The 22,227-nt window shown below is 72.8% G+C and carries 22 protein-coding genes; 1 reads left to right on the forward strand and 21 read right to left on the reverse strand.

The features are described 5' to 3' along the window. Nucleotides 1-163: 163 nt before the first annotated feature. From ET471_RS01045 to rpmE, 19 genes are all read right to left on the reverse strand, one after another. On the reverse strand, nucleotides 164-1,633 hold the full coding sequence (locus ET471_RS01045) for a glycoside hydrolase family 1 protein (protein WP_129186208.1): 1,470 nt from the start codon (nucleotides 1,631-1,633) through the stop codon (nucleotides 164-166). A gap of 112 nt (nucleotides 1,634-1,745) precedes the next feature. Then, nucleotides 1,746-3,122 (reverse strand): glycoside hydrolase family 10 protein, encoded by a 1,377-nt coding sequence (locus tag ET471_RS01050; protein WP_129186209.1) that lies wholly within the window; start codon nucleotides 3,120-3,122, stop codon nucleotides 1,746-1,748. A gap of 127 nt (nucleotides 3,123-3,249) precedes the next feature. Beyond that, complete coding sequence (locus ET471_RS01055; protein WP_129186210.1) at nucleotides 3,250-4,440, reverse strand: N-acetylglucosamine-6-phosphate deacetylase; 1,191 nt, start codon at nucleotides 4,438-4,440, stop codon at nucleotides 3,250-3,252. 136 nt (nucleotides 4,441-4,576) lie between these two features. After that, on the reverse strand, nucleotides 4,577-5,272 hold the full coding sequence (gene nucS / locus ET471_RS01060) for an endonuclease NucS (RefSeq protein ID WP_129186211.1): 696 nt from the start codon (nucleotides 5,270-5,272) through the stop codon (nucleotides 4,577-4,579). Nucleotides 5,273-5,366: 94 nt separating this feature from the next. Then, the gene (locus ET471_RS01065; protein ID WP_129186212.1) at nucleotides 5,367-5,786 is read right to left on the reverse strand and encodes a DUF2550 domain-containing protein; all 420 of its coding nucleotides are present in this window, start codon (nucleotides 5,784-5,786) and stop codon (nucleotides 5,367-5,369) included. Between the two features lie 5 nt (nucleotides 5,787-5,791). After that, complete coding sequence (locus ET471_RS01070; protein WP_129186213.1) at nucleotides 5,792-6,067, reverse strand: F0F1 ATP synthase subunit epsilon; 276 nt, start codon at nucleotides 6,065-6,067, stop codon at nucleotides 5,792-5,794. Continuing rightward, nucleotides 6,067-7,548 carry a F0F1 ATP synthase subunit beta gene (gene atpD / locus ET471_RS01075; RefSeq protein ID WP_129186214.1) on the reverse strand — a complete coding sequence of 494 codons (1,482 nt, stop codon included), beginning with the start codon at nucleotides 7,546-7,548 and terminating at the stop codon, nucleotides 6,067-6,069. The genes ET471_RS01070 and atpD overlap by 1 nt, the downstream gene beginning before the upstream one ends. A gap of 35 nt (nucleotides 7,549-7,583) precedes the next feature. Further along, nucleotides 7,584-8,480, reverse strand: a complete 897-nt coding sequence (locus ET471_RS01080) for a F0F1 ATP synthase subunit gamma (protein WP_129186215.1) — start codon at nucleotides 8,478-8,480, stop codon at nucleotides 7,584-7,586. A gap of 3 nt (nucleotides 8,481-8,483) precedes the next feature. Further along, nucleotides 8,484-10,115, reverse strand: coding sequence for a F0F1 ATP synthase subunit alpha (atpA, locus tag ET471_RS01085; protein WP_129186216.1), 1,632 nt, complete (start codon nucleotides 10,113-10,115; stop codon nucleotides 8,484-8,486). Between the two features lie 73 nt (nucleotides 10,116-10,188). Next, on the reverse strand, nucleotides 10,189-11,004 hold the full coding sequence (locus ET471_RS01090; protein ID WP_129186217.1) for a F0F1 ATP synthase subunit delta: 816 nt from the start codon (nucleotides 11,002-11,004) through the stop codon (nucleotides 10,189-10,191). Further along, a complete protein-coding gene (locus ET471_RS01095) occupies nucleotides 11,004-11,591 on the reverse strand; it encodes a F0F1 ATP synthase subunit B (protein ID WP_129186218.1) in 588 nt (195 codons plus the stop codon). Before ET471_RS01095 ends, ET471_RS01090 begins: the two co-directional genes overlap by 1 nt. Then, nucleotides 11,591-11,827, reverse strand: coding sequence for an ATP synthase F0 subunit C (locus ET471_RS01100; protein WP_129186219.1), 237 nt, complete (start codon nucleotides 11,825-11,827; stop codon nucleotides 11,591-11,593). The genes ET471_RS01095 and ET471_RS01100 overlap by 1 nt, the downstream gene beginning before the upstream one ends. Before the next feature lie 110 nt (nucleotides 11,828-11,937). Further along, nucleotides 11,938-12,846, reverse strand: coding sequence for a F0F1 ATP synthase subunit A (gene atpB, locus ET471_RS01105; protein ID WP_342586059.1), 909 nt, complete (start codon nucleotides 12,844-12,846; stop codon nucleotides 11,938-11,940). Nucleotides 12,847-12,991: 145 nt separating this feature from the next. Then, nucleotides 12,992-13,426 carry a Cg1360 family ATP-synthase-associated protein gene (locus ET471_RS01110; RefSeq protein ID WP_129186220.1) on the reverse strand — a complete coding sequence of 145 codons (435 nt, stop codon included), beginning with the start codon at nucleotides 13,424-13,426 and terminating at the stop codon, nucleotides 12,992-12,994. Continuing rightward, nucleotides 13,423-14,616 (reverse strand): glycosyltransferase family 4 protein, encoded by a 1,194-nt coding sequence (locus ET471_RS01115; RefSeq protein WP_129186221.1) that lies wholly within the window; start codon nucleotides 14,614-14,616, stop codon nucleotides 13,423-13,425. The genes ET471_RS01110 and ET471_RS01115 overlap by 4 nt, the downstream gene beginning before the upstream one ends. Continuing rightward, nucleotides 14,613-15,356, reverse strand: coding sequence for an L-threonylcarbamoyladenylate synthase (locus ET471_RS01120; RefSeq protein ID WP_129186222.1), 744 nt, complete (start codon nucleotides 15,354-15,356; stop codon nucleotides 14,613-14,615). Before ET471_RS01120 ends, ET471_RS01115 begins: the two co-directional genes overlap by 4 nt. Before the next feature lie 59 nt (nucleotides 15,357-15,415). Continuing rightward, nucleotides 15,416-16,303, reverse strand: coding sequence for a peptide chain release factor N(5)-glutamine methyltransferase (gene prmC, locus ET471_RS01125; RefSeq protein ID WP_129186223.1), 888 nt, complete (start codon nucleotides 16,301-16,303; stop codon nucleotides 15,416-15,418). Beyond that, nucleotides 16,296-17,381 (reverse strand): peptide chain release factor 1, encoded by a 1,086-nt coding sequence (prfA, locus tag ET471_RS01130; protein ID WP_129186224.1) that lies wholly within the window; start codon nucleotides 17,379-17,381, stop codon nucleotides 16,296-16,298. Before prfA ends, prmC begins: the two co-directional genes overlap by 8 nt. A 119-nt stretch (nucleotides 17,382-17,500) precedes the next feature. Beyond that, a complete protein-coding gene (gene rpmE / locus ET471_RS01135; protein WP_129186225.1) occupies nucleotides 17,501-17,716 on the reverse strand; it encodes a 50S ribosomal protein L31 in 216 nt (71 codons plus the stop codon). A gap of 130 nt (nucleotides 17,717-17,846) precedes the next feature. On the opposite strand from rpmE, the gene ET471_RS01140 reads away from it, so the two are divergent. After that, complete coding sequence (locus ET471_RS01140; protein ID WP_129186226.1) at nucleotides 17,847-18,977, forward strand: glycosyltransferase family 4 protein; 1,131 nt, start codon at nucleotides 17,847-17,849, stop codon at nucleotides 18,975-18,977. A 72-nt stretch (nucleotides 18,978-19,049) separates the two neighbouring features. Here ET471_RS01140 and rho read toward each other — a convergent pair whose 3' ends face one another. Together rho and thrB are read right to left on the reverse strand one after the other, a co-directional pair. Continuing rightward, nucleotides 19,050-21,035: a transcription termination factor Rho gene (gene rho, locus ET471_RS01145; RefSeq protein WP_129186227.1), complete on the reverse strand. Its 1,986-nt coding sequence runs from the start codon at nucleotides 21,033-21,035 to the stop codon at nucleotides 19,050-19,052. 258 nt (nucleotides 21,036-21,293) lie between these two features. After that, nucleotides 21,294-22,226 carry a homoserine kinase gene (thrB, locus tag ET471_RS01150; protein ID WP_129186228.1) on the reverse strand — a complete coding sequence of 311 codons (933 nt, stop codon included), beginning with the start codon at nucleotides 22,224-22,226 and terminating at the stop codon, nucleotides 21,294-21,296. Nucleotide 22,227: the final 1 nt, after the last annotated feature.

Here is a 22,227-nt window from a genome sequence, read left to right on the forward strand (position 1 = left end):
TTGTGTCTCGTCCGCGCGCCACAACGAGATGTTGTGGTTGGACGTGTCCGTGTGAGCATGCCCACGATCATGCCACCAGGCACCGACAAGGCGCGGAACCACGCGGAAAAGGCCGAGCGCGGCCCCCGGGAGGGAGACCGCGCCCGGCCTGGTGGCGGTCCTGTCAGGCGGGGTCGACCTCCGTCACCGCGGGCAGCGCGCCCGTCGTCGACAGGCGGCGGTACCAGTGCGCGGAGTCCTTCCACACGCGCTCGAGGGTGTCGTAGTCCACGCGGATGATGCCGAAGCGCTTGGAGTAGCCCCAGCCCCACTCGAAGTTGTCGAGCAGCGACCACGCGAAGTACCCGCGCACGTCGGCCCCGGCGTCGATGGCGGCCCCCAGGGCGTCGACGTGGTCGTGCAGGTACGCGACGCGGGCGGCGTCGTGCACGCGGCGGCGGCCCACGGCGTCGACCGACTCCTCGTCCTCGAACGCCGCGCCGTTCTCGGTGACCATGAGCGGTTGGCCCGGGTAGCGCTTGCCGAGCTCGACGAGCAGCTCCGTGAGGCCGGCAGGCTCCTGGTTCCAGCCCATCGACGTGAGCGGCCCCGTGGGGGCGGCGAACTTGACGTCCTCGGACCCGACCCAGGCCGAGTGGCTCGACGGGCGGTGCCCGTCGGCGGCCGTCGACTCGACGCCCAGGTCCTCCGGGGCCGCGGCGGCGTCGCCCGCGGAGACCGTCGTCGTCGAGTAGTAGTTCACCCCGAGGACGTCGAGCGGCTGCCGGACGATCTCCAGGTCGCCGTCCTGCACGAAGCCCCAGTCCGTGACCGCGGCGGTGTCCGCGAGCAGGTCCGCGGGGTACTCCCCCTCCAGCATCGGCGCGAGGAACGCCCGGTTGCCGAGGGCGTCGATGCGCCGCACCGCGTCCAGGTCGCCCTCCGACGTCGGGTCCGCGGCGCGCAGCACGTGCAGGTTGAGCGTGACCGACACCCGGGCGTCGGGCTCGACCTCGCGGATCGCGAGCGCTGCCAGGCCGTGCGCGAGGTTGAGGTGGTGCACCGCGGCGAGCGCGCCGGCGGGCTCGCTACGCCCCGGGGCGTGGACGCCCGAGGCGTAGCCCAGGTAGGCGCTGCACCACGGCTCGTTGAGCGTGGTCCACACCTTGACCAGATCGCCGAGCTCGGCGACCACGGCCCGCGCGTAGTCCGCGAACGCCTCCGCCGTGGAGCGGACGGTCCAGCCGCCCTCGTCCTCGAGCTCCTGGGGCAGGTCCCAGTGGTAGAGCGTCACGTACGGCTGGATGCCGCGCTCGCGCAGCGCGGTGAGCAGCGTGCGGTAGAACGCGACGCCCTCCGGGTTGAGCGGGCCCCGGCCCGTCGGGATGACGCGCGACCAGGAGATCGACAGGCGGTAGGCGCCCACGCCGAGCTGCGCGAGGTGGTCGACGTCCTCGGCCCAGCGGTGGTAGTGGTCGTCGGCGACGTCGCCGGAGTCGTTCCGGTCGACCCGGCCGGAGAAGTGGGCGTAGGTGTCCCAGATGGACGGGGTGCGGCCGCCCTCGGCCGCAGCACCCTCGATCTGGTAGGCCGCCGTGGCCGTGCCCCAGGTGAACCCGGCCGGGAACGTGCGGGCAAAGGTGTCATCAGTCACGCGCCCGAGTGTGCCCCGTGCGACCCCGGCTCCGTCAAGGGGTCCGCGGGACGAGGCACGGCGGTGGACGGAGCCCGTCACGGCCCTCCGCCCACCGCCGTGCGTCACGCGCTCAGGAGCAGGTCACCGGGAGCGGCGCGCTCGGGGCCGTGCCCGTGGCCGTGAAGCCGTACGTCGTCGAGGCGCCCGCGGCGAGGGTGCCGTTGTACGGCTGGTTCTTCACCGTGACCGTGGTCCCGGAGACGGAGAAGACGCCGCTCCAGCCCTGGACGACGGCGCTGGTCGTGAACGACGTCGTCCACGACGTGCGCGCGGCGCCGGCCTTGACCGTGACCTCGGCCTGGAAGCCGCCCTGCCACGAGTTGACGATCTTCATCGTGGCCGTGCAGGAGCCCGTCGCCGGCGGGTTCGTCGGCGTGGGCGTCGGCGTCGGCGTCGGGGTCGGCGTCGGGGTCGGGGTCGGCGTCGGGGTCGAGCCGCCGTTCAGGGTGTTGAGCACCGACGTGTAGGCGGCCTTCTTGTTGCCCGACGCGTCGAACAGCAGCGGGGTGCCGCTGGAGCGCCACGAGTCGGAGTCGCGCACGCCCCACACCGTGATGCCGGCGCACTTGCTGACCGCCATGCAGTCCGCCACGACCTTGGCGTAGGTGTCGGCCTGCGTCTGGCCCGAGCCCTCGATGTCGAGCTCGGTGATCTGGACCTCCACGCCCAGCGCGGCGAAGCTCTGCAGCGTGGTGCGGTAGTTGCTCGGGTACGGGCTGCCCGAGTTGAAGTGCGACTGGAGGCCGACGCAGTCGATCGGCACGTTGCGGGCCTTGAAGTCCTTGACCATCGCGTAGACGGCCTGCGTCTTCTCCCAGGACCAGTTGTCGATGTTGTAGTCGTTGTAGCAGAGCTTCGCGCCCGGGTCGGCGGCGCGCGCGGCCTTGAACGCGGCCTCGATCCAGTCGTCGCCCGTGCGCTGGAGGTTCGAGTCGCGGCGCGCACCCGTGGAGCCGTCGGCGAACGCCTCGTTCACCACGTCCCAGGCGTAGACCTTGCCCTTATAGTGCGTCGCGACGCCCGTGACGTGGTTGAGCATCGCGGTGCGCAGCGCGGTGCCCGACAGGTTCTGCATCCACGACGGCTGCTGCGAGTGCCACGCGAGGGCGTGACCGCGCACCTTCTTGCCGTTCGCGGTGGCCCAGTCGAGGATCTTGTCGCCGTTGGTGAAGCTGAAGGTGCCCTGCGACGGCTCGGTGGCGTCCATCTTCATCTCGTTCTCGGCCGTGACCATGTTGAACTCGCGGTTCGCGATGGTCGAGTAGGTCGAGTCGGAGAGCTTGCTCGCGGCGATCGCGGTGCCGAAGTACTTCCCGGCGCTCGAGGCGGCCGCCTGGAGCGTGGCTCCTGCTGCCTCGGACGTCGCCACATCCATGGCGGCGACAACGGAGGCCAGTGCGACTGCTGCAACCGCTCGCAACCCACGACGGTGGTGCTTGTGGTTCATCGTCGTCCCTTCGAGAAGGGCGGCGGACCTCCGTTGGCCCACCGCTGATCACGAACGATTTCGGCAACGACCGCCGCCGTCAAGCGGAGGAGTTTCGAAAACAACCCCAGGTCAGAGGGCTGCGCGGTCAGCGCACCGCGGTGCCCGCGCGCAGCACGCGCAGCGGCCGCAGCGCGGCGTCGGCGACGAGCACGTCGGCGCGTCGGCCCGCCACGAGGCCCCCGACGTCGGCGAGGCCGAGCGCCCGCGCCGGGACCCACGACGCCGCGCGCACGGCGTCGTGCAGCGGGACCCCCGCCGCGACGGACGTGCGCACGACGTCGAGGAGGCGCGCGGTGCCGCCCGCGATCGCTCCCCCGTCGGTCAGCCGCGCGACGCCGCCCGCCACCGTCACGGCCATCGGCCCGAGCACGTAGTCGCCGTCGGGCATGCCCGCGGCCGCCATGGCGTCGGTGACGAACGCGACCCGGTCCGCGCCCACCATGTCGACGACCGCGCGGACCGTCGCCGGGGCGACGTGGACGCCGTCGGCGACGAGCTCGACGACGAGGTCGCCCCGCGCCGCCGCGGCGAGGCACGCGGCGACCGGTCCGGGAGCCCGGCCCTCGAAGGGCGGCATGCCGTTGAACAGGTGTGTCACGGTCATCTCCCGACCACGCTCGCGCAGTGCCGGGGCCACCTGGGCGATGAGCGCCTCCGCCTGCTCCGCGGCCCCCGCGGTGTGCCCGAGCGAGGGCACCACGCCCGCCTCGACGAGCACCTCGGCGGCGCCCCCGGGCCCGGCCACGCCCGGGATCTCGGGCGCCACCGTCATCGACCGCAGGTGCCCGCCCGACGCCGCCACGAGGTCGCGCACCAGCCCGGCGTCGCCCGCGACCAGGTGCTCGGGGCTCTGCGCGCCGCGGCGCTCGTACGACAGGAACGGCCCCTCCGCGTGGATGCCCGCGATCTCCCCGGCCTCGGCGAGCGCCCCCAGCAGCTCCGCGCGCGCGACGAGCGTGTCGCGGTCCGCGGTGACGAGCGACGCGAGCATCGTCGTCGTGCCCTGGGCGCGGTGCTCGCGGACGGCCGTGAGCACCTGGTCCGCCGTCGTGGCGTCCGGGAAGCTCGCTCCCCCGCCGCCGTGGTTGTGGACGTCGACGAGGCCCGGCAGGAGCAGGTCGTCCGTCGCGCCGGGCGGCGTCACGGGCGCCGACGACGCAGCGCCCGCGTAGGCGATCCGGTCGCCGTCCAGGACGAGCACGCCGTCCTCGAGGACGGCGTCGGGCAGCACGAGGCGGCCGCGCAGGACGGTGGGCGCGGCGGAGGCGGAGGTCATGCGGCCATCTTGGCGTACCGCGCGGGCCCGCGGCGGACCCGCGACGCTGCCCACCCGGGGCCGGTCAGGACTGCCCACCCGGGGCCGGTCAGGACTGCCCACCCGGGGCCGGTCAGGACTGCCCGCCCGGAGCCGGTCAGAAGAGGCGGGAGTCGGCATCGTCGACGCCCTGCATGGCCGCGTAGTCGAGCACCAGGCAGCCGATGCCGCGGTCGGTGGCCAGCACGCGCGCCTGCGGCTTGATCTCCTGGGCGGCGAAGACGCCGCGGACGGGGGCGAGCAGCGGGTCGCGGTTGAGCAGCTCGAGGTAGCGGGTGAGCTGCTCGACGCCGTCGATGTCGCCGCGCCGCTTGATCTCCACCGCGACGTGCCCGCCCTCGGGCGCCCGGGCCAGGATGTCGACCGGGCCGATCGCGGTCATGTACTCGCGGCGGACCAGCGAGTGGCCGTCGCCCAGCAGGGCGATCTGCGCGGCGAGGAGCTCCTGGAGGTGGGCCTCCACGCCGTCCTTGACGAGGCCGGGGTCGACGCCCAGCTCGTGCGACGAGTCGTGCACGACGTCGTGCAGCTCGATCTCGAGCCGGTCGTCGGACTTGGCGTGCTGGACGGTCCACACCTGGGTGACGCCGCGCTCCAAGGCCGCGGCGTCGGGCTCCGCGGCCTTGAAGGTGCACGGGGGGCTCATCCAGTTGAGCGGCTTGTACGACCCGCCGTCCGAGTGCAGCAGGACGCTGCCGTCGGCCTTGACCACCAGCAGCCTCGTCGCGAGCGGCAGGTGGGCGTTCAGGCGGCCCGTGTAGCGGGCCGAGCACGTGGCGACGACGAGGCGCACGGGGTCTCTCTCCTAGCGAGCGATCCCGCGGACGCGGCCGAGGAGCAGGGCAGGTCCTGCCCGGAGGCGGCGTGCAGCGGGATCGCGATCGGTGTTACAGCACGAGGTCGCGCCGCCCGGGCGGCGCCGCCTCGAGCCACGAGGCGAGCCCAGCGTACGCGGCCGTGGACATCGACAGCTCGAAGTCGACGTCGTCGTACCGGCATCGGACCAGGTACTGGTCGGCCTGGCCGGCCTGCTCGAGCGGCACCCGGCCCGTGACCGACAGACGGTCGCGCACCCAGGTGCGCGCCGGCCGCCAGGACAGCGACCAGCACCGATACCACTCGATGCGCCCGACGGCGTAGTGCGCGATGCCCAGGGTGAACGGCACCGCCGGCGCCCCGGCGGCGCGCGCGTTGCACGTGAACGAGCCGACGCGTCGCGACAGCGAGTGCAGCCGCGACGCGCCCGCCGCCAGCACCAGCGCGGCGATCGCGAGGACCACCAGGAGCACGGTGAGGGCGGCGGGCACGGGCGTCAGGCCTCCGCGCCGGTGACGGGCGTGATCTCGTCGGCCACGACGGTGACGAGGTTGTCATCGACCGACACGAAGCCGCCGGAGACGTGCACCTCGAACGGTGCGGCGTCGTCGGAGGTGACCCGGACCGTGCCGGCACGCAGCACGGCCAGGATCGGCGTGTGGCCCGGCAGGATGCCGATCTGCCCGTCGACGGACGGCGCGCTGACCGCACGCGCGATCCCCGACCAGACCTTGCGGTCCGTCGAGACGAGGTCGACGTTGAGGTTGGCCATCAGGCGCCGTACTCCTTCTGGATGCGGGCCCAGTTGCGCTCGAGGTCCTCGAGGCCACCGATGTTGTAGAAGGCCTGCTCGGCGACGTGGTCGAAGTCGCCCGCGGCGATCTTCTGGAACGCCTCGATGGTCTCCGTCAGCGGCACCGTGGAGCCCGCGACACCCGTGAACTTCTCGGCCATGTAGGTGTTCTGGGAGAGGAACTGCTGGATGCGGCGCGCACGCGCGACGACCGTCTTGTCCTCCTCCGAGAGCTCGTCCACACCGAGGATCGCGATGATGTCCTGGAGCTCCTTGTTGCGCTGCAGGATCGACTTCACCAGGGTTGCGGTGTCGTAGTGGTCCTGGCCCACGTAGCGCGGGTCGAGGATGCGCGACGTCGACGTCAGCGGGTCGACGGCCGGGTACAGACCCTTCGACGCGATCTCACGGGAGAGCTCCGTCGTCGCGTCCAGGTGCGCGAACGTCGTGGCCGGGGCCGGGTCGGTGTAGTCGTCGGCCGGGACGTAGATCGCCTGCAGCGAGGTGATCGAGTGGCCACGCGTCGAGGTGATGCGCTCCTGGAGGATGCCCATCTCGTCGGCGAGGTTCGGCTGGTAGCCCACCGCGGACGGCATGCGGCCGAGCAGCGTGGAGACCTCGGAACCGGCCTGCGTGAAGCGGAAGATGTTGTCGATGAACAGCAGCACGTCCTGCTTCTGCACGTCGCGGAAGTACTCCGCCATCGTCAGGCCCGACAGGGCGATGCGCAGACGCGTGCCCGGCGGCTCGTCCATCTGACCGAAGACCAGCGCCGTCTTGTCGAAGACGCCCGCGTCCTCCATCTCGTGGATGAGGTCGTTGCCCTCACGGGTGCGCTCGCCGACGCCGGCGAACACCGACACGCCACCGTGGTCCTGGGCGACGCGCTGGATCATCTCCTGGATGAGGACCGTCTTGCCGACGCCCGCACCGCCGAAGAGGCCGATCTTGCCGCCCTGCACGTAGGGCGTGAGCAGGTCGATGACCTTGATGCCCGTCTCGAACATCGACGTCTTGGACTCGAGGTCCTTGAACGCCGGCGCCTTGCGGTGGATGGGCCAGCGCTCGGTGACCTCGAACTTCTCGCCCTCCTTGAGGTTGAGGACGTTACCGGTCACGTCGAACACGTGGCCCTTGGTGATGTCACCGACGGGCACGGAGATCGGCGCGCCCGTGTTCGTCACGACGGCGCCGCGCACGAGGCCGTCGGTGGGCTTGAGCGCGATGGCGCGCACGAGCGAGTCGCCCAGGTGCTGGGCGACCTCGAGCGTGAGCGTGAAGCTCTTCTCGCCCTCGCCCTGCGACGAGAGGTCGATCTCGACGGTGAGCGCGTTGTAGATGTCGGGGATCGAGTCCTCGGGGAACTCGATGTCCACGACGGGGCCGATCACTCGAGCGACGCGGCCCGTCGCAGGCCCGTTGGTGCGCTCGACCGAGGAGTCCACGGTGGTGGCGGTCATTGGTTGCCTCGCTTCAAAGGTCGTCTAGGGGTCTGTTACTTGGCCGCGGCCAGTGCGTCGGCACCCGAGACGATCTCGCTGATCTCCTGGGTGATGTCCGCCTGGCGGGCCTGGTTCGCCAGACGGGTGTAGTTGCGGATGAGGTCCTCGGCGTTGTCCACCGCGGTGTGCATGGCCCGCTGGCGCGAGGCCAGCTCCGAGGCGGCCGCCTCCAGCAGGAAGCTGAACAGGCGGCTGCGCACGTAGCGCGGCAGGAGCGCGTCGAGGACGACCTCGACCGAGGGCTCGAAGTCGTACAGCGGCTCGACCTCGTCGTGCTCGACGACGCCCTCGACCACCTCGAGCGGGAGCATGCGCACCACGCGGGGACGCTGCGTGACCATGTTGACGAACTGCGTGTAGACCACGTGCAGCTCCGCCACGCCGCCGTCCTGCGCCGACGCGTTGTGCGCGGTGAGCAGGGCGTCGGCGATCTCGTTCGCGACCTCGACGTTCGGGCTGTCCGAGCCGTAGGCCCACTGGCCGCGCAGGGTGCGGCCGCGGTAGCGGTAGTACGAGATCGCACGACGGCCCGCGACGTAGAGCTCGGGCTGCTTGCCCTCGCGCTCGAGGCGCTCGAGCAGGCGCTCGGTCTCACGGATGATCGCCGCCGAGTACGAGCCCGCCATGCCACGGTCCGAGGCGACGACGAGCACCGCGACGCGGTTGGTGTCGTTGCGCGGCTCGGTCATCGGGTGGTCGACGTGCCCGTGCGTCGCCACCGCGGACACGGCCCGCGTGATGGCCTGCGCGAAGGGGGTCGCCGACGTCGCCCGGGCGCGGGCGCGCCCGATGCGGGACGCGGCGATGAGCTCCTGCGCGCGGAACATCTTCTTCAGCGACTGCGTCGACTTGATCCGCTGCCTGTAGACGCGCTGGGATCCTCCGGCCATGCGTCAGGCCTTCTTCTGAGCGACGATCTGCTCCTGCTCGATCGTCACCTCGGCGTCCTCGAGGGCGCTGCCCACGAGCGGGGTGCCGTCACCCTTGAGGAAGCCCTGGCGGAAGGCCTCGACGGCGTCGGACAGGGCCGACTCCGTCTCGTCCTCGAGCTTCCCGGAGGTGGCGATCGTCGGCAGGATGTCGCCGGTGCGGCGCAGGTGGTCGAGCAGCTCGGCCTCGAAGCGCTTGATGTCGGCGACGGGGACGTCGTCGAGGCGGCCCTTGGTGCCGGCCCAGATGGAGACGACCTGCTCCTCGACCGGGTACGGCGTGTACTGCGGCTGCTTGAGGAGCTCCATGAGCGCGGCGCCACGGGCCAGCTGGCCGCGCGAGGCGGCGTCGAGGTCCGAGGCGAACATCGCGAAGGCCTCGAGCGAGCGGTACTGGGCCAGCTCGAGCTTCAGCGTGCCGGCGACCTTCTTCATGGCCTTGATCTGGGCGTCACCGCCGACGCGGGACACCGAGATGCCGACGTCCACGGCGGGACGCTGGTCGGCATTGAAGAGGTCGGACTGCAGGAAGATCTGGCCGTCCGTGATGGAGATGACGTTGGTCGGGATGTAGGCCGAGACGTCGTTCGCCTTGGTCTCGATCATCGGCAGACCGGTCATCGAGCCCGCGCCCAGGTCGTCGCTCAGCTTCGCGCAACGCTCCAGCAGGCGCGAGTGCAGGTAGAAGACGTCGCCCGGGTAGGCCTCGCGGCCCGGCGGGCGGCGCAGCAGCAGCGACACGGCGCGGTAGGCCTCGGCCTGCTTCGACAGGTCGTCGAAGATGATCAGGACGTGCTTGCCGTCGTACATCCAGTGCTGGCCGATGGCCGAGCCGGTGTACGGGGCCAGGTACTTGAAGCCGGCCGGGTCGGAGGCCGGGGCGGCGACGATGGTCGTGTACTCCAGCGCGCCGGCGTCCTCGAGGGCGCCGCGCACGGAGGCGATGGTCGAGCCCTTCTGGCCGATGGCGACGTAGATGCAGCGGACCTGCTTCGACGGGTCGCCCGACTCCCAGTTGGCCTTCTGGTTGATGATCGTGTCGATCGCGATGGCCGTCTTGCCGGTCTGGCGGTCGCCGATGATCAGCTGACGCTGGCCGCGGCCGATCGGGATCATCGAGTCGATCGCCTTGATGCCGGTCTGCAGCGGCTCGTGCACCGACTTGCGCTGCATGACGCCGGGGGCCTGCAGCTCGAGGGCGCGGCGGCCCTCGATGCCGGTGACCTCGCCGAGGCCGTCGATCGGGTTGCCCAGCGGGTCGACGACGCGACCCAGGTAGCCCTCGCCCACGGGGACCGAGAGCACCTCGCCGGTGCGGCGGACCTCCTGGCCCTCCTCGATGCCCGTGAAGTCGCCCAGGACGACGACGCCGATCTCGCGCACGTCCAGGTTGAGCGCGAGGCCGAGCGTGCCGTCCTCGAAACGCAGGAGCTCGTTGGCCATCGCGCCCGGGAGGCCTTCGACGTTGGCGATACCGTCGGCGGCGAGGGTCACGCGGCCGACCTCTTCGGTCACGGGCCCGTCGGGCTCGTAGGACTTCACGAAGCTGTCCAGCGCGGCCCGGATCTCCTCCGGCCGGATCGTCAGCTCAGCCATTGCTTCTCTCCTGTCGTGGCCGCTGGGCGGCCGAACGTTCTGTGGTTTCGCTGGTCGGGTGCAGCGGTCGGGTTCAGCCGACCAGCCGGCGGCGGGCGTCGGCCAGGCGGGACAGCACGGTGCTGTCGACGACGTCGGAGCCGACGCTGATGCGCAGGCCGCCCACGACTGCGGGGTCGATCGTCACGAAGAGCTCCACGGCCTGGCCGTAGGCCTGCTCGAGGAGCGACGCGAGCCTCTGCTCCTGCGCCTCCGAGAGCTCGATCGCGCTCGTCACGGTCGCGACGAGGAGCGAGCGGCGCTCCGCGATCACGGTGCCGACGCTCAGGAGCGTCCGCACGAAGCGCCGGCCGCGCAGGGCCGCCGTCGCGCGGCGGGCCAGGACGACCGTGATCGGGTCGGCCTTGCCGACGAGCAGCGCGTCCACGAGGGCGACGCGGCGCTCGACCTTCGTCGTCGGGTCGGACAGCACCTGCCGCGCCTCCCGCTGCCCCTGCAGGGCCCGGGTGATGCGGAAGAGCTCGTTCTCGATCGTCTCGAGCGCACCGCGGGCCTCGGCCGAGGCGATCACGGCGTTCAGCGCGAGCCGCTCGACAGCGTCGGGCAGGTCCTTGTCGGCCGACCACCGGGCGGCGGCCAGCGACCGGACGAGCTCGACCACGCGGGGGTCGAAGCCACCTGCCAGGACCTGCCCGGCGATGCCGGACTTGACCTCGGCGGGCAGCGACGGGTCGGACAGCGTGCGACGCAGGGCCGCCGAGGAGTCGAGCGCGTCGACGACGGCGAACAGCTGCTCGCCGAGCGTCAGCGACTCCTCCCCCGCGGCGCGCAGCACCGGCTCGAGGCGCTCGCGCGCCGCGTCGAGCGATGCTCCGGACGTCCCGCGCATCAGCCCTCCCTGCTCGCCCGGCCGGCCGCCACGGTCTGCTGCGTCTCGAGGTCGTCGAGGAAGCGGTCGACGACGCGCGCGCGGGCGGCGCTGTCGGCGAGCTCCTCGCCCACGATCTTCGAGGCGAGCTGGGTGGCGAGGTCGCCGACCTCGGTGCGCAGCGACACGGCGGCAGCCTGACGCTCCGCCTCGACCTGGCGCTGGGCCGCCTCGGCGATGCGGGCCGCCTCCTCCTGAGCCTTCACGCGGTGCTCGGCGACGATCGCCTTGCCGTCCTCGCGAGCCTCGTCACGCGTGCGCGCGGCGTCGTGACGCGCCTCCGCCAGCAGGGCCTCGCCCTGCTCGCGCGCGTCGGCGGCGGCCGCCTGGGCCTGCTCCGCCTTGGCGAGGCCGCCCTCGATCTTCTCGGAGCGCTCGTCGAGGATCGCGGTCATCTTCGGGAGCACGAACTTGTAGAAGACCACGCCGATGAGCACGAGGACCACGAGCGACCAGAAGAGGTCGGCCGGCTCCGGGAGGAACAGGTCGATGCCCTGGTGCTCCTCCTCCGCCGCCATCACGAGGGCGGCGCTCTGCAGCGCCGACATCACGCCGCCGGGAAGAGGAAGCCGGCGACGAGACCGAGGAGCGCGAGCAGCTCGACGAACGCGACACCGAGGAACATGGTGGCGCGCAGCTGGCCGGAGACCTCGGGCTGGCGGGCCATGCCCTCGATGGTCTTGCCGATCAGGATGCCGAGGCCGATGCCCGGGCCGATGGCCGCGAGGCCGTAGCCCACCGAGTTCAGGTTGCCGGTGAGCTCGGCGAGAGTGGTGACGTCCACGTGGGTTCCTTCCGTTGGGCGCCGGATCGGGTGTGCCGGCGTCTCGTGGTCTGTGTGGCTAAAGGATCAGTTGTGGGGTGGTGCGGGCGCTGGGAGCCTGGCGCTGAGCGTCAGTGCTCCTCCTCGAGCGACATGTTGATGTAGACGGCGGCCAGCAGGCTGAAGATGTACGCCTGCAGGAACGCGACCAGCACCTCGAAGAGCGTGATGAAGATGCCGCCGGCGAAGGTCAGGACGCCGAAGGGCTTCATGGCACCGCCGCTGTCGACCAGGAAGAACTGGGTCGCCGCGAAGCAGAGCACGAGCATGATGTGGCCGGCGACCATGTTGGCCACGAGTCGGATCGTGAGCGACGCGGGGCGGATGACCAGGATCTGCAGCAGCTCGATCGGCGTGACGATGACGTACAGGAACGGCATGTCCTTGATCGACGGCGGGAACAGGTTCGCCTTGAGGTAGCCGCCCAGACCGTGCTTGCGGATGCCGACCGCCCAGTAGGTGACGAACACCCACACGGCGAGCAGCAGCGGGATGCCGATGCGGGAGGACCCGGCCAGGTTCAGGCCGGGGATCACGGACGTCAGGTTGAACGCCAGGATCGAGAAGAAGATCGTGGTGAGCATCGGCAGGAAGCGCTTGGCGTGCGCCTTGCCCAGGATCTCCTCGGCCACCTGGACCCGGACGAACTCGAGCAGGTACTCGACGGCCGCCTGGAACCGGCCGGGGACCAGCTTGGCGCGGCGCGCGGCGAGGGTGAAGACCGTCAGCAGCGCGATCGTCGCGACGATGCGGATGATCCAGATGCGGTCGATCTGGAACGGCGTGCCCTCGAACAGGATCGCGGGCGGGAAGAAGTCACCGATCGACGGCGGGTGAAAGCCACCTTCGCCGCCGTCGGCGGCGGCGAGCAGCAGGGGCGTCGCTGGCGTGAACAGGAGGACTCCCGGGGATCGAGAGGTCCGGAGCAGACCGCAGCAGTGTCTACCACCGCGGGGTACGCCGTCGGACCAGGCCGTCAAGGATTCGCGGCACAGCCTACTAGATGATGTGGCGTGGTCCGTCTGCCGAGATGGCGCGAGATGAGCGGAATCCCGCGGCTTGTGAAAATCGGCGCATCTTTGCGCCTCTGACCTGCCGTCCGGCCTTGTACACCCGGCGCCTGAGTCAGGGCTGGACGTACGGGATCCGACCCCGGGTGACGGCCCGGTAGTCGAGCACGGCCGACCCGATCGCGCCCACGGCGACGACGCCGAACAGCACGTACGGGTCGAAGAAGTCGCGCCCGCGCAGCACGGCCAGCACCACGACGAGCACCACGATCTTGACCATCCACGAGCCCATGACGAACCCGGCCATCGCCGTCGGGGACGACCCGACGGTGCGCAGCAGCGACCAGATCGTCGTCGCGCAGAAGAAGCCCGCGAGGAGCACGCCGATGACGGCGCCCCAGACGCCCTGCGTGCCGGAGACCAGCAGCCCGACGACGACGCCGACGACGGTCAGCCCGCCCAGCAGGAGCAGCGTGGCGCGCAGCGCGCTGCGGAACACCTGCCGCTCGGGCGCGTGCGGGTCCGGGGTGGGGGTGGGGGCGTTCGTCACGGGGTCCGTCCTCGGTTCGGGGCTGGCGGGCGGGCGGGGGTTGCGGGAGGCGGCGTCGCGACGGCGGACACGGCGCCCGTGGCGACGTCGTCGTCGAGGATGCGGCCGCGCGTGCGCAGCGGGCCGAGCGTGAGCAGGAGCGCGACCAGGGCGGCGACCGCGGTGCCGGCCAGCACGACCGTCCACTCCCAGCGCACGAGCGCGGCGCCGCCGAACGCGAACACGGCGGTCCACACGTAGAGGATCACGACGGCGCGGCGGTGGGAGTGCCCCAGGGCCAGCATCCGGTGGTGCAGGTGCATGCGGTCGGGGTGGAAGGGCGACTTGCCGCTGGCGAGGCGCCGCACGACCGCCATCGTCATGTCGAGCAGCGGGAGGAGCAGGATCGCCACCGGCAGGAGCAGCGGCACGAACGCGGGCACGGCCTGGGGGCCGCTCGTCAGGTCGACGCCGGACTGGCCCGTCACGGAGATCGTCGCGCCGGCGAGCACGAGGCCCAGCACCATCGACCCGGAGTCGCCCATGAAGATGTGCGACGGGTAGAAGTTGTGCGGCAGGAAGCCCAGGCAGGCACCCACCAGCACGGCCACCATGAGCGAGGCGAGCGAGGAGTAGTCCAGCGGGGTCGCCTGCTGCGTCAGGCCGTACGTGTACAGGAAGAACGCCGTGCCGCCGATGGCGATGACGCCCGCGGCGAGCCCGTCGAGCCCGTCGACGAAGTTCACGGCGTTCATCGTGGCGACCACCACGACGATGGTGACGATGAGCGACAGCCGCGACCCGGGGATGGTCAGCTGCCCCGGGATGGGCCAGGTGACGAGCTGCACCTGCATGGCCGCCATGAAGCCGCCGGCGAGGATCTGCCCGGCGATCTTCGTCATCCAGTCGAGGTCCCACACGTCGTCGGCCCACCCGAGCAGCGCGACGATGAGCGCGGCCCCGACGATGCCCCAGACGTCGCTCTTGGCGAACACGTCGTCGAGGAACGGCATGCGCGACGCCACGAGGACCGCGACGACGATGCCCGCCATGATGGCCAGGCCGCCGAGCCGCGGCGTCGGCACCGTGTGGACGTCGCGGGCGCGCACGTCCGAGATGGCGTGCGTGCGCCGCGCGACCCACCGCGCCGCGGGCGTCGTCAGGTAGGTGACGGCGGCCGCGACGAGCATCAGGAGGATGTAGACCCTCACCCGTCGCCCTCCGTGGCGGCCGACGCGGTCGGCCCGGGGGCCGCGGCGGCGACGTCGGCGGGCGGTGCGGCGCCGGGGGCCGACGCCTCGGCGTCCGCCAGCGCGGGCACGACCTCGCGCAGGCGCGCGAGGTCGATCGCGCCCGCGCGCACGAGGCGCGGCGGCGTCACGGTCGCGTCGACGACGGTGGACCCGCCGCCGGGGACGGCCCCGCCGTCGAGGTAGACGGCGACGGCGTCGCCGAGCTGCTCGCGCGCGGCGGCGGCGTCGCGCGGGGCGGGCTGCCCGGCCCGCTGCGCGCCGGTCACGGCGAGCGGTCCGGTGCGGCGCAGCAGGGCGAGCGCGGCCGGGTGGTCGGGCACGCGCAGCGCGACGACGCCGCGGCTGTCGCCGAGGTCCCACTGGAGGGACGGCTGGGCGCGCAGGACGAGCGTGAGCGCACCGGGCCAGAACGCGGCCGCGAGCGCCCGCGCGTCGGCCGAGACGTCGGTGGCGAGCCCGTCGAGCGTGCGGAGGTCGGGCACGAGCACGGGCGGCGGGGTGCCGTCGGCGCGCCCCTTGGCCGTGCCGATCGCCGCGACGGCGTCCGCGTCGAACGCCTCGGCCCCGACGCCGTAGACGGTGTCCGTGGGGAGCACGACGAGGCCGCCGCGGCGGACCGCGTTGACGGCCTCGTCGATGGCGGCGCCCCAGGCGTTCGGGTCGGTGACGTCGTGGACGACGTCGGGCGCGCTACTCACCGCGGCACCGGTCCACTCGTGCGAGGCCCTGGCGGGCGGCGACGATGCAACTCACAGGGTCAGTGTTCCACGGGCGAGGACGACTTCCGGGCGACGACCATCCGCGGACGCCCGGTGAGGTCGTCGCGTGTCGTCGCCGTCTCGAACAGCGTGGTGGCGTCGACCATGGCACGCGCGGCGGCGTCCTGCACCTCGGCGTGCTCCATGACGTAGAGCCCGCCGGGCCGCAGCAGGCGTCCGGCGGCGGCGGTGACGCCGCGGGGCACCTCGAGCCCGTCGGCGCCGAGCCCGTAGAGCGCGACGGCGGGGTCGTGCCGGGCGACCTCCGGGTCCCGCGGCACGGCGTCCGAGGGCACGTAGGGCGGGTTGCTCACGACGACGTCGACGGTCCCGTCGAGGGCGTGCAGCGCGGTGCGCGCGTCGCCCCGGACCAGGTCGACGCCGCTGCCGGCGAGGTTGCGCGCGGCCCAGGCGTGGGCGGCGGCGTCGAGCTCGACGGCGTGCACACGCGCGCCGGGCACCTCGGTGGCGACGGCGAGCGCGATGGCCCCCGACCCGGTGCAGAGGTCGACGACGACGGCGGAGCCCCGCGCCTCGACGACCTTCAGCGCCTCGTCGATCGCGACCTGGGCGACCTCCTCGGTCTCGGGACGCGGGACGAACACGCCCGGGCCGACCGCCAGCTCGACGTGCCGGAACGGGGCAGTGCCGGTCAGGTGCTGGAGCGGCTCCCGGGAGGCGCGTCGTCCGACGAGCGCCGCGAAGGCGTCGGCCGCGCCGTCGTCGGGCAGCGGCCGGTCCAGGACGAGCAGCGACGCGAGGGCGCCGCGCGAGACCCCCAGCACGTGCGCGAGCAGCACCTCGGCGTCCACGCGCGGCGAGGGGACCCCGGCCGCGGCCAGCGTCCTGGAGGCCGCGTCGGTCAGCGACCGGGGCCGGTCACTCATGGACCGCGGCGAGCCGGGCGGCCTCGTCGGCGTCGATCGCCGAGCGGACCACGGGCTCCAGGTCGCCGCCGAGCACGGCGTCCAGGTTGTAGGCCTTGTAGCCCGTGCGGTGGTCCGCGATGCGGTTCTCCGGGAAGTTGTAGGTGCGGATGCGCTCCGAGCGGTCCACGGTGCGCACCTGCGAGCGGCGCAGGTCGGCCGCCTCCGCGGCCGCGGCCTCCTGCTGCGCCGCGAGCAGGCGGGCGCGCAGCACGCGCATGGCCTGCTCCTTGTTCTGCAGCTGCGACTTCTCGTTCTGCATCGAGACGACGATGCCCGTGGGCAGGTGCGTGATGCGGACGGCGGAGTCCGTCGTGTTGACGGACTGCCCGCCGGGGCCCGACGACCGGTAGACGTCGATGCGCAGGTCGTTGGCGTCGATCTCGACCTCGCCGGGGTCGTCGACCTCGGGGAAGACGAGCACGCCGGCGGCCGACGTGTGGATGCGGCCCTGCGTCTCCGTGACGGGGACGCGCTGCACGCGATGCACGCCGCCCTCGTACTTGAGGTGAGCCCACACGCCGTCACCCGGGTCGGAGACGGAACGGGCCTTGATGGCCACCTGCACGTCCTTGTAGCCGCCCAGGTCGGTGTCCGTGGCCTCGAGGACCTGCGTCGACCAGCCCTTGCGCTCCGCGTAGCGCAGGTACATGCGCAGCAGGTCGCCCGCGAAGAGGGCCGACTCCTCGCCGCCCTCGCCCGCCTTGATCTCCAGGATGACGTCGCGGCCGTCGTCGGGGTCGCGCGGGATGAGGACGCGGCGCAGGTGCTCGGCGGCCTCGGCCTCGGCGGCCTGCATGCCGGGCAGCTCGGCGGCGAGCTCGTCGTCGAGGTCCGCCAGCTCGGCCGCGGCGGCGGCGTCGTCGCGGGCCGACTCCCAGGTCCGGTACGCGCCGACCACCTGGTTCAGCTCCGCGTAGCGGCGCCCCAGCGTGCGCGCGCGCCCCTGGTCGGCGTGCACCGCCGGGTCGGCGAGCGCCCGCTCGATCTCGGCGTGCTCCGCGAGCAGCGGCCGCACGGCGGCAAAGGCATCGGACACGTCACACTCCGGCTTCGGCGGTGGTCGAGCAGTGCTGGGTAACGCAACAGCGCCGGTGATCCGTCGCCGACTGCCCCTGGAGAGGTTGTCGGTCCGGGATCACCGGCGCTGGAGGGAAGCTACTTGGCGGCCTTCTTGCCGTAGCGGGCCTCGAAGCGGGCCACTCGGCCACCGGTGTCGAGGATCTTCTGCTTGCCCGTGTAGAACGGGTGGCAGGCCGAGCAGACCTCGACGGAGATGGACCCGCCGGTCTCGGTGGTACGGGTGACGAAGGTGTTGCCGCACGTGCAGGTGATCTGCGTGGGCACGTACGTGGGGTGGATACCCGACTTCATGATGCTCCTTGGGATGATGCCCCGGGTCGTCCCGCTGACTGCAGGCCGTGAACCGGAAAGCCGACAGGACATTGTGCCAGACGGTGCCCCGAAGTCGGAAACCGTGGGCCCGCACCCGTAGGATCCGGCCATGCCGAGGACGCTCATCGTCACGAACGACTTCCCGCCGCGCCGAGGGGGCATCGAGTCGTTCGTGCGGGCGCTCGCCGACCGGCTGGGCGACGTCGTCGTCTACACGGCCTCGATGCCCGGCGACGCCGAGGTCGACGCCGCGCTCCCCTACCCCGTGGTCCGCGACCGGTCGGGCACGCTCCTGCCCACGCGCCGCGTGCGCGAGGCCGTCGTCGCGGCGTTCCGGGAGCACGGGTGCGACCGCGTGCTCGTCGGCTCGTCGGTGCCGCTCGGGCTGCTCGCCCCGGCGCTGCGCGCCGCCGGGGCCGTGAAGATCCTCGCCGTCACGCACGGGCACGAGGTGTGGTGGTCGCGGATGCCGGGCGCCCGGCAGGCGCTGCGCCGCGTCGGCGACGCCGTCGACGTCCTCACCGACATCTCCGACTGGACGCGCGCCGAGATCGGCAAGGCACTGTCGCCCGCCGGGCGGGCGAGGCAGACGCGCATGGCGCCCGGCGTCGACACCACGCACTTCCAGCCGGGCTCCGGCGGCGCCGCGGTGCGCGAGCGGCTCGGCTTCACCCCGACGACGCCGGTCGTCGTCTGCGGGGCGCGGCTCGTCAAGCGCAAGGGCCAGGACATGCTCGTCGAGGCGTGGCCCGCGGTGCTGCGCGAGGTGCCCGACGCGCGGCTCGTCATCGTGGGCGACGGCCCGTACCGCTCGAAGCTCGAGGACCTCGTGGTGCGCCGCGGCGTCGCGGACGCCGTGACGTTCGTGGGCTCCGTGCCGTGGGACCGCATGCCCGGGTTCATGGACGCCGCGACGGTGTTCGCGATGCCGTCGCGGTCGCGGCTGCTGGGGCTGGAGCCCGAGGGCCTGGGGATCGTGTTCCTCGAGGCGGCGGCGTGCGAGAAGCCCGTCATCGTGGGCCGCAGCGGCGGGGCGCCCGAGGCGACGCAGGACGGCGTCAGCGGCTACGTCGTCGACCCGACCGACCCGGCCGAGATTGCGGCCCGCGTCGTCGAGCTGCTCCAGGACCCGGAGCGCGCCGCGGCCATGGGCGAGCGCGGGCGCGCGTGGGTGCACGCGGGGTGGCAGTGGGACCAGGTGGGGGCCACGTGCCGGCGGCTGCTCGGGATCGACGACTGACGCCAGTCCCGCCCGACGACGAAGGCCGCAGCACCCCGGGGGTGCTGCGGCCTTCCGCGTCCGCGGGCGGGATCAGATGGTCTCGCCGGCGTTCTCGTCCTGGAGGCTGCCCGGCGTCGTCTTCTGGACGTGGAGCAGGAACTCGACGTTCGTCTTCGTCTTCTTCAGCTGGCCGAGCAGCAGCTCGATCGACTGCTGCGTGTCGAGCGCGCCGAGCAGGCGGCGCAGCTTGTAGACGATCTGGAGCTCGTCGCGGCCCATGAGGATCTCCTCGCGGCGCGTGCCCGAGGCGTTGACGTCCACGGCCGGGAAGATGCGCTTGTCCGCGAGGTTGCGGGACAGGCGCAGCTCCATGTTTCCGGTGCCCTTGAACTCCTCGAAGATGACCTCGTCCATCTTCGACCCGGTCTCCACGAGCGCCGAGGCGAGGATGGTCAGCGAGCCACCGTTCTCGATGTTGCGGGCGGCACCGAAGAACTTCTTCGGCGGGTAGAGCGCCGCGGCGTCCACACCACCGGAGAGGATGCGGCCCGACGCCGGGGCGGCCAGGTTGTAGGCGCGGCCCAGACGGGTGATCGAGTCGAGCAGCACGACGACGTCCTGACCCAGCTCCACGAGACGCTTGGCGCGCTCGATGGCGAGCTCGGCGACGATCGTGTGGTCGCTCGCCGGGCGGTCGAACGTCGAGGCGATGACCTCGCCCTTGACCGACCGCTCCATGTCGGTGACCTCTTCGGGCCGCTCGTCCACGAGCACCACCATGAGGTGGACCTCGGGGTTGTTCGCGGTGATCGAGTTCGCGATCTGCTGCATGATGATCGTCTTGCCGGCCTTGGGCGGCGCGACGATGAGGCCGCGCTGGCCCTTGCCGATCGGGGCGACGATGTCGATCACGCGCGGCGTGAGCTTGGTGGCCTCGGGGTTCTCGAGGCGCAGGCGCTCCTGCGGGTACAGCGGCGTGAGCTTGGTGAACTCGGCGCGGTGGCGCGACTCCTCCGGCGTCATGCCGTTGACCGAGTCGAGGCGCACGAGCGCGTTGAACTTGGCGCGCGCACTGTTGCCCTGCGGCTGCGGGTCGCCCTCGCGCGGCTGGCGGATCGCGCCGACGACGGCGTCGCCGCGGCGCAGCCCGGCCCGCTTGACCTGGTTGAGCGACACGTAGACGTCGTTCGGGCCCGGCAGGTAGCCGCTGGTGCGGATGAACGCGTAGTTGTCGAGGATGTCGAGCACGCCCGCCACTGGCAGCAGGACGTCGTCCTCGCGCACCTCGACGTCCTCGCCGCCGATCACGTCGACCTGGCCGCCGCGCCCGCCGGTGCGGCCGCGCTTGCGGTCCCGGCCGCGGTCACGGCCCCGGCGGCGGCGCGAGCCGTCCCCGTCGCCGAAGTCGTCCTGGCGGTTGCCCTGGTTCTGCTGGCGCTGCTGCTGGCCCTGCTGGCCGCCCTGGCGCTGCTGGCCGCCCTCGGGGCGCTGGCCCTCGCCGTCGTGCTGCTGGCGCTGGCCCTGCTGGTTGCCCTGGTTCTGCTGGTTGCCCTGGCCCTGGCGGCGCTGGCGCGGCGCGGCGACCGCGTCGGCGAGCGCCTCGAGGCGCGCGGCGCGGTCGGCGTCGGCGGGCTGGGACGCGCGCTCCGCGCGCTGCGCCTGCTCCGCACGCTGCGCCTGCTCCGCACGGGCCGGCTGCTCGTCACGGGACGCCGGCTCGGCGCGCTCGGCGCGGGCCGGCTGCTCGGTACGGGCCGGCTGCTCGGTGCGGGCGGCCTGGTCGCCGCCCTCGGCGCCCGCGGGGCGGGTCGCGCGGCGCGACCGCCGCTGCGCACCCGCGGCCGGGGCTGCCTCGGGAGCGTCGGAGCGCACGACCGGCGCAGCGGACTGCGCCGCGGCGACCGGCGCCGAGGCGGCGCTGCCGCCGCTGCGCGCGCCGCGGATGGCCTCGACGAGGTCACCCTTGCGCATCTTGGACGTTCCCTTGACCCCCATCTGGGAGGCCACAGCCTGGAGCTCGGCGAGCTTCATCGAGCTCAGGGACCCGGTGCCCCGGGTTTCGGTGGTGTCAGTCACGAAGGACCCTTCCCCCTCGTTCGCGGGGGCCCGGCGGTGTCGCCAGGCCCGTGAACCTCACCTCAGCGGTACGTCGACGTCACTGCGGGGGTTCGTCGGCCTTCTCCCTCGGCACCGGTTCGTCCGCGCACGGGACAAGACGAAAGAAATACTGGAACCGCGCGGTTCGGTGGGGATGGCTCCGAGGTCGGCCCGAGTCGCTGATGGAGTCGGCCGATGCCTGAAGGCTCCCCCTATGCTAACACCCGAGGTGATGCCTCAGGACGACGCCGTGACGCGGCGCGCCCGCGCACCGTGCGGGTCGACGCCCGGCCGCAGCGCACGCCAGCCCGCGACGCCGTCGACCAGCCCCGCGAGCGTCGCGTCGAGGTCCGCGACCGCGTCGTCCGGCGTGAGCACGAGCACCGTGGGGCCCGCGCCGGAGATCGTCGCGGCGAACCCCTCGGCGCGCAGCGCGCGCAGCAGCTCCGCCGACGCCGCCATGACGCCCGCCCGGTAGCTCTGGTGCAGGCGGTCCTCGGTGGCGTCGAGCAGCAGCTCGGGGCGGCGTGCGAGCGCCTCGACCAGCAGCGCCGAGCGGCCGGCGTTGAACGCGGCGTCGGCGTGCGGCACGGTCGCCGGCAGCACCGCGCGGGCCCGCGACGTGGCCAGGCGCGCGTCGGGGACCAGCACGGTCGCGACGATCGACGGGTCGACCTCGAGGCCGACGGCCCGCGGCCCGTCGTCGTCGGACCAGGCGGCCGTGGCGCCGCCCAGGATGGCCGGGGCGGCGTTGTCGGGGTGGCCCTCGAACTCGGTCGCGATGGAGAGCACCGCGCGCGAGTCCAGCGAGCGCGGGTCGGCGAGCAGCGCCCGCGCCGCGACGACGCCCGCGACGACGGCGGCCGCCGACGACCCCAGGCCGCGCCCGTGCGGGATGGCGTTCGCGCAGGTCATGCGCAGCCCGGTCTGGGGCGCGCCCAGCAGGTCGAGCGTGTGCCGCAGCGCGCGCACCACGAGGTGGTCCTCGTTCGTGGGCACCTGCCCCGCGCCCTCCCCGTGCACGTCGACGACGACGTCGTCGGACGCCACGAGGCGCACCTCGAGCTCGTCGTGGAGGGACAGCGCGAGGCCGAGCGCGTCGAAGCCCGGGCCCAGGTTGGCGCTGGTGGCCGGGACGCGGACGATGACGTGGTCGGCTCCGAGCTGCACC

The organism is Xylanimonas protaetiae (assembly GCF_004135385.1).
Lineage (GTDB): Bacteria > Actinomycetota > Actinomycetes > Actinomycetales > Cellulomonadaceae > Xylanimonas > Xylanimonas protaetiae.

Excerpts from the sequence above, each read along its gene's own strand:
- ET471_RS01095 (WP_129186218.1), bottom strand. The coding sequence starts at position 11,591 with ATGTCGGCGCTGCAGAGCGCCGCCCTCGTGATGGCGGCGGAGGAGGAG.
- ET471_RS01080 (WP_129186215.1), bottom strand. The coding sequence starts at position 8,480 with ATGGCCGGAGGATCCCAGCGCGTCTACAGGCAGCGGATCAAGTCGACG.
- ET471_RS01070 (WP_129186213.1), bottom strand. The coding sequence starts at position 6,067 with ATGGCCAACCTCAACGTCGACCTCGTCTCGACGGACCGCAAGGTCTGG.
- atpD (WP_129186214.1), bottom strand. The coding sequence starts at position 7,548 with ATGACCGCCACCACCGTGGACTCCTCGGTCGAGCGCACCAACGGGCCT.
- ET471_RS01055 (WP_129186210.1), bottom strand. The coding sequence starts at position 4,440 with ATGACCTCCGCCTCCGCCGCGCCCACCGTCCTGCGCGGCCGCCTCGTG.
- ET471_RS01140 (WP_129186226.1), top strand. The coding sequence starts at position 17,847 with ATGCCGAGGACGCTCATCGTCACGAACGACTTCCCGCCGCGCCGAGGG.
- ET471_RS01090 (WP_129186217.1), bottom strand. The coding sequence starts at position 11,004 with ATGCGCGGGACGTCCGGAGCATCGCTCGACGCGGCGCGCGAGCGCCTC.
- atpA (WP_129186216.1), bottom strand. The coding sequence starts at position 10,115 with ATGGCTGAGCTGACGATCCGGCCGGAGGAGATCCGGGCCGCGCTGGAC.
- ET471_RS01050 (WP_129186209.1), bottom strand. The coding sequence starts at position 3,122 with ATGAACCACAAGCACCACCGTCGTGGGTTGCGAGCGGTTGCAGCAGTC.
- rpmE (WP_129186225.1), bottom strand. The coding sequence starts at position 17,716 with ATGAAGTCGGGTATCCACCCCACGTACGTGCCCACGCAGATCACCTGC.
- prmC (WP_129186223.1), bottom strand. The coding sequence starts at position 16,303 with ATGAGTGACCGGCCCCGGTCGCTGACCGACGCGGCCTCCAGGACGCTG.